The organism is Sedimentibacter sp., from assembly GCF_033447055.1.
Taxonomy (GTDB): Bacteria; Bacillota; Clostridia; order Tissierellales; family Sedimentibacteraceae; genus Sedimentibacter.
This window is the reverse complement of the sequence record NZ_JAWQJF010000120.1, coordinates 1-7,038: the sequence shown is the minus strand read 5'-3', so window position 1 is coordinate 7,038 and position 7,038 is coordinate 1. Positions and strand designations below refer to the sequence as shown.

Sequence of the window (7,038 nt, the reverse complement as noted above, 5' to 3'; positions counted from 1 at the left end):
TAATAGTTAATAAATAAAAAAATGAAATTTCCAAAAAATAATAAATTTTTTAAAATTTACAAAATAATATTTGTAATTTATATGTTTTAGTAGTATAATGAGAAGTTAATAATAATAAAATGAGGATGATAAGATTAATGAAAATTGAAAATGTAATTTTGAATGAAAACATTCAAAAAGCTTTACAAGAAATGGGATTTGAAGAAAGTACCCAAATACAGCAAGAAGCAATACCGGTAATACTGGAAGGAAACGATATAATAGGACAATCAAATACTGGTACAGGAAAAACAGCAGCTTTCGGGATACCCATACTTGAAAAAATAGATAGAAAAATAAAATTTCCACAAGCATTAGTATTGTTGCCGACAAGAGAATTAGCCGTACAGGTAGCAAATGAATTCAGAAAAATCGGAAAATACATGGATGGTATTAAAACGGTTACTGTTTACGGCGGCGCAGATATAAGAATGCAAATTAATAAACTTAAAGAAGGAGCACAAATTATTGTAGGAACTCCTGGGAGAGTTATAGATTTAATAGACAGAAATGTTATAAAACTTGAAGAACTGAAAATTACTGTTTTGGATGAAGCTGATGAAATGTTAAAAATGGGCTTCAGAGAAGACATTGAATTAATACTTAGCAAAGTAGATCATGTTACTCAAACACTTCTATTTTCTGCAACGATACCTGATGATATGAAAAAAATCATAAAAAAGTTTCTTAAAAGTCCAGTTTCAATAAAAACTTTAAGAGAAGGTATAACAGCAAAGGAAGTAAAACAAAGTTATTTTTTAGTTAAGCAATCGGATAAACTTGAGGCTTTAGCGAGACTTATTGATACTTATACACCTAGATTAACTTTGGTTTTCTGCAATACAAAAAAATCAGTAGATGACTTGTATGATCAGTTAATTGAAAAAGGTTATAATTGTGATAAAATTCATGGTGATGTAAAACAATCACAAAGAATTGATACTTTAACTAAATTTAACAATGGTCTTATTGACATATTAATTGCTACGGATGTTGCAGCGAGAGGCTTAGATATAAAGGAAGTTGAAGTTGTTATAAACTATGAAGTTCCATCTAAGGAAGATTACTATGTTCACCGTATAGGCAGAACAGGCAGAGCAGGTAAAGAAGGTGCATCATTCACTTTAGTAGCTGCTAGAGAAATGAAAAAAATCGAAAATATAGAAAAATATACTAAAAAAGCTATTCGCAAAAGATCAATTCCTACTGTTGATAAAGTTAATGAAGTAAAACAAGATAAATTTATCAGAGGTATTGTTGATGTTATAGAAAAAGGTGAATTAGGCGAAAACAGAGTTTTGGCAGAAAAACTGTTAGAGAAAGGCTTTGATGCGGAAACACTTATAGCTGCAATGATTAAGAAACTTGTAAAGTTTGACTTGTCTGAAGAAAAAGATTTAAACGATATAATTCCTGAAAGAAAGAAATCTGTAAAAGGCGGAGCTAAAAATCTTGAAAATACAGTTAGATTCCATGTAAGTCTTGGTAAGAAACAAGGAATCAGACCTGGAGATATTTTAGGTGCTGTGGCAGGGGAATGTGGCATTTCGGGTTCAGATATAGGAGAAATAGAAGTATTGGAAAATTACTCATTCTTCAATGCTGCTTCTGAACATCAAAACCGTATAATCGACAGAATGGAAGGCGCTCAAATAAAAGGAAAAGATGTTATAGTAGAATTGTCTAAAGAAAAGAAATCCTCAAGACCTGCAAGAGGAAAAACCGAAGAATATAAGCCAATGTGGCAAAGAAATAAGCCTAGGAAAAAATATTAAAAAATTGTTGACAAAAGTAAAATGCAAGTAATATAATTATGAAAATAAACTGTGATGGATCGAGTAAGACAGACACAGCAATCAGAGAGGGAAGCCTAGGCTGGAAGTTTCCCATGCATGACTGTTTGAAAACTAATCCGGAGTTAAACTTGAAAGCGCAAGTGTAAGAGTTTGGTATGGATGCCTTAAATCCCTTGAGAAGCAACTAAGGTGGAACCACGAATTTTATCTCGTCCTTAAACAATAATATGTTTAACGACGAGATTTTATATTTTATATTATATATTATGGAGGAGATAAAATGATTAAATTAACGATGCCTGATAACAGCATTAGAGAATATGAAGATGGAATACAAGCTATAGACGTTGCAAAAAGCATTAGTGACGGCTTTGCAAGAAGCGTTGTAGGTGCTATTTACAATGGAGTTACTATAGGACTTAAAGATGTAATTAAAGAGGATGGAAGTATAAAATTCCTGAAATTTGAAGATAAAGAAGGAAAGCATATTTTCTGGCATACTTCATCACATATTTTAGCTCAAGCTGTAAAACAACTGTGGCCGGAAGCAAAGCTTGCAATAGGTCCAGCAATTGAGAATGGATTCTATTATGACATTGATTTGGAATACAGATTGGTTCAAGAAGACTTTGAAAAAATAGAAGCCGAAATGAAGAAAATAGTAAAAGAAGGATTTGAACTTGAACGCTTTGAACTTCCAAGAGCAGAAGCTATAAAATTTATGGAAGAAAAACAAGAGCCATATAAAGTTGAATTAATTCAAGATTTGCCGGAAGATGCAGTTATTTCTTTCTACAAACAAGGAGATTTTGTTGATCTTTGCGCAGGACCTCATCTTGAATCGACAAAAAAACCAAAAGCTGTAAAATTGTTAAGTATAGCAGGAGCATATTGGAGAGGGAATGAAAACAATAAAATGCTTCAAAGAATCTATGGAATAACATTTGAAAAAGCAAAAGAATTAGAAGAATATGTTAAAATGATGGAAGAAGCAAAAAAGCGTGACCACAGAAAGCTTGGAAAAGAATTAGATTTGTTCTTTATGTCTGAAGAAGGACCTGGATTCCCATTCTTCCTTCCAAAAGGAGTGGTAGTTAAAAATGAGTTGCTTAGATATTGGAGAGAAGTACATAAAAAAGCAGGTTATGTAGAAATTGAAACACCATTAATATTAAGCAAACACCTTTGGGAAAATTCAGGACATTGGGACCATTACAAAGATAACATGTACACAGTTAAAATAGATGAGGAAGATTTCTGTATTAAGCCTATGAACTGTCCTGGAGGAATGATGGTTTATAAAAATTCTATGCATTCTTACAAGGATTTCCCAATTAAAGCAGCGGAAATAGGAAGAGTACACAGGCATGAATTATCAGGAGCTCTTCATGGCTTGATGAGAGTGCGCGCTTTCACTCAAGATGATGCTCATATATTCATGCTTCCTGAACAAATAAAGGATGAAATTAAGGATGTTGCAAACTTAATAGATGGAATGTATAAAACATTTGGATTCACTTACCACGTTGAACTATCAACAAGGCCTGATGATTTCTTAGGAGAATTAGAAGATTGGGATATGGCAGAAAATTCATTAAAAGAAGCTCTTGAAGAGCTCGGCCTTAATTATATAATAAATGAAGGCGACGGAGCATTCTATGGACCTAAGATAGATTTTCACTTAAATGATTGTATAGGTAGAACTTGGCAATGTGGAACAATACAATTGGATTATCAAATGCCACAGCGCTTTGAACTTGAATATACAGGTGCAGATGGACAAAAACATAGACCAATAATGATTCACAGAGTTGCATTTGGAAGCATTGAAAGATTCTTTGGAATACTTATTGAACAATTTGCAGGAGCATTCCCAACATGGCTTGCACCGGTTCAAGTTAAAGTACTTCCTATATCAGATAAATTTAATGACTATGCAGAACAAGTTAAAAAAGAGCTTGATGCAATGAATATTAGAGTTGAATTAGACACTAGAGCCGAAAAAATCGGCTATAAAATCAGAGAAGCTCAAATGGAAAAAATTCCTTTCATGTTTGTTGTAGGAGAAAAAGAAGTAGAAAGCAACACTGTTTCTGTAAGAGAAAGACAACAAGGCGACTTGGGAAGCATGAGTTTAGAAGACGTTGGAAATATAATTTTAAACAAAATATTATCTAGAGAAAATGATTCACCTCAATTAGTATAATAGACTGGTTAATTTATTCGCATCATTCTGAAATAAGCGATGAATCTCATAAATGTATTGAAAAGATGAGACTCTTCGGCTATACTTCAGAATGATAATATCTAGATGGACAATGTAATAAATAAGATATCGCATAAGTTGTAAAGCGGTATCTTTTTTATGTTGTAAATACATAGAGAAATAGTTATAATTAGAATAACTACATAAAGAAAGGACAAACAAGTTGAATAATAGAGTGGTATATGCAGATGTATTAAGAATTTTTGCAACATTTTCAGTTGTTCTTTTACATGTAGCAGCGAGTAATTGGAGTTTTGTAGGACTTGAATCTTTTGAATGGAATGTATTTAATTTTTATGACAGTTTGGTAAGATTTGGGGTTCCTATTTTTGTGATGATAAGTGGTTCGTTTTTTTTGAACTTAAATAAAGCCTTAAGTTATAAAGAAATTTACAAAAAATATATACTTAAAATTCTTATTGCGTATTTTTCGTGGTCTTTGCTTTATGCTTTATATTCAAATATTACTAATTATGATTCGTTTAATATTGACATATTTATAAAAGAGCTAATATTTGGTCATTATCATATGTGGTATTTATTTATGCTCATAGGGTTATATATAATTACACAGCTATTAAGGAAAATTGTTGCAGATAAAAATGCAACAGAGTATTTTCTTTTGCTTTCAATATTGTTTACCTTTACAATACCTGCAGTAATAAAAATATTCAATTTAGAGAATTTGGAATTATTAATTAATAAAATTGATTTTCATTTTACATTAGGCTATGTGGGATATTATGTAGGTGGACATTATCTTTATACATATGGAATAAGAGAAGGGTATAGGAAGTATATCTATATATTAGGTATTATCAGCATAATTAGCACAATGTTTTTTACAGACATTATTTCAATAATAAGAGGAGAGGCAAGCAGTATATTTTACAGCTACTTTTCACCAACAGTAATGGTTGCCAGTATATCAGTATTCATATTCTTTAAATATGAAGTTTCAAAAATAAATTTCAGCGAAAAAAGTTTAAAAATTATAGAAATTTTATCTTCTTGCTCGTTTGGAATTTATTTAGTGCATGATTTTTTTAATATATTATTTTCAAAATTAGGAATTAATACAATGACTTTTAATCCAGTTATATCAGTTCCTATAATAGCTATTTCTGTTTATTTTTTTAGTTTTTCAGTAAGTTACATAATAAGCAAGATACCTGTTTTAAAAAAAATATTATAAGTACAAAGCAAGTATTATATAAATTTAGAACACATTTAATAGTAAAATTAGAGAGAAAAATTTTAGGAGGCAATAATGAGCAAAGCATATTCGGGAGACATACAATATCATATTAATATGAAAAATGGAGACGTGGGAAAGTATGTAATTTTACCGGGTGATCCAAAAAGATGTGCAAAGATTGCTGAGCATTTTGATAACCCGGTATTAGTAGCAGACCACAGAGAATTTGTAACATATACAGGCTATTTGGACGGAGTAAAAGTAAGCGTAACTTCAACAGGCATAGGAGGTCCTTCCGCAGCAATTGCATTAGAAGAGTTGTCTAATATAGGAGCTGATACGTTCATCCGCGTAGGAACAAGCGGTGGCATGGATATAAATGTAATGGGAGGAGATTTAGTTATTGCATCAGGAGCAATTCGTATGGAAGGAACAGGCAGAGAATATGCGCCAATGGAATTTCCAGCAGTTGCAAATTACGAAGTTATGAATGCTCTTGTGAAAGCTTCCAAGGATTTAAACAAGAAATATCATGTGGGAATAGTTCAGTGCAAAGATTCATATTACGGACAACATGAGCCGGAAACAAAACCTGTGGGATACGAATTAACTAACAAGTGGGATGCATGGTTAAAACTTGGTGCTTTAGCCTCAGAAATGGAATCATCTGCTTTGTTTATTGTAGGAGCTTACAGAAGAGTAAGAGTGGGATCTATATTAAACGTTGTTGCCAATCAAGAAAGAAGAAAATTGGGAATGGATGACCCTCAAGAACATGATACTGAAGCTGCAATAGTAACTGCAATACAAGCTATCAGAAACCTAATAAAAGAAGATAAAAAGTAATATTAAAAGAACATTTGAACTAGCGGTTCAAATGTTCTTTTCTATTTAGTATTTATGTTAATAAATTCAGCTTTTAATTTGGAATATATTATTTTTTGACTTCTATATAATCCATAGTATCCAGATAACATGTAGCTTACAGCACAAGCAATTGCATAAAGCAAAAGTCCGTCAGTACCAAACAGTTCAATGCTTAGAATAATTGAAGCGATAGGAGCGTTTACTACTCCGCAGAACAATGCAACAAGACCTATTGTTGCAGAAAATCCAGGATCAATTCCTAAAAGGCCACCAGCGAAGCAGCCGAATGTTGAACCGATGAAAAACGTCGGAACAATTTCCCCGCCTTTAAATCCTGTTCCGATGGTTATGGCAGTAAATATTATTTTTAAAAGAAAAGCTTCGGGTTTAACAGTACCGCTGATTGCATTTTCAATTATGTTTATTCCTGCACCGTTATAATCATTTGTTTTAAAAATCAATGTAAGAAAAATTACTATTAAACCGCCTACAAAACATCGAATATAAATGTTCTTTATTTTTGCTTCCATGAAGTGTTCTGTTTTTCTCATAGAAACACAAAACACTATACTTAAAAATGCACAAAGAGCAGAAAGTATAACTGTCATAAAAATTGATTTGTAAGAAAGTTCAGGTATGTAATTTAAAATATAATGCACCGGTTTAACACCAAAATGTAATGAAACTCCATATGCAACCAATGATGATACCAGACAGGGAACAAGGCTGGAATAATAAATAACGCCAATGCTTATAACTTCCATTGCAAACAGCGTAGCCGTGAGTGGAGTTCCAAACAAAGCTGAAAATACACTGCTCATGCCGCAAAGTATTATTAAATGCATGTCCTTTTCATCAAGATGAAAAAATTC

The 7,038-nt window shown here is 32.0% G+C and carries 5 protein-coding genes; 4 read left to right on the top strand and 1 reads right to left on the bottom strand.

The features are described from left to right. Nucleotides 1-137 precede the first annotated feature (137 nt). The 4 genes from SA378_RS08315 (at nt 138) to udp (ending at nt 6,145) form a co-directional block, all read left to right on the top strand. On the top strand, nt 138-1,814 hold the full coding sequence (locus tag SA378_RS08315; RefSeq protein ID WP_318525522.1) for a DEAD/DEAH box helicase: 1,677 nt from the start codon (nt 138-140) through the stop codon (nt 1,812-1,814). Nucleotides 1,815-2,115: 301 nt separating this feature from the next. After that, on the top strand, nt 2,116-4,041 hold the full coding sequence (thrS, locus tag SA378_RS08310; protein WP_318525521.1) for a threonine--tRNA ligase: 1,926 nt from the start codon (nt 2,116-2,118) through the stop codon (nt 4,039-4,041). Nucleotides 4,042-4,264: 223 nt separating this feature from the next. Next, nucleotides 4,265-5,296: an acyltransferase gene (locus SA378_RS08305; RefSeq protein ID WP_318525520.1), complete on the top strand. Its 1,032-nt coding sequence runs from the start codon at nt 4,265-4,267 to the stop codon at nt 5,294-5,296. A 75-nt stretch (nt 5,297-5,371) separates the two neighbouring features. Beyond that, nucleotides 5,372-6,145: a uridine phosphorylase gene (gene udp / locus SA378_RS08300; RefSeq protein WP_318525519.1), complete on the top strand. Its 774-nt coding sequence runs from the start codon at nt 5,372-5,374 to the stop codon at nt 6,143-6,145. 41 nt (nt 6,146-6,186) lie between these two features. Here udp and SA378_RS08295 read toward each other — a convergent pair. Next, nucleotides 6,187-7,038 (bottom strand): chloride channel protein (locus tag SA378_RS08295; RefSeq protein WP_318525518.1); only part of this gene is annotated, 852 nt, incomplete at its 5' end.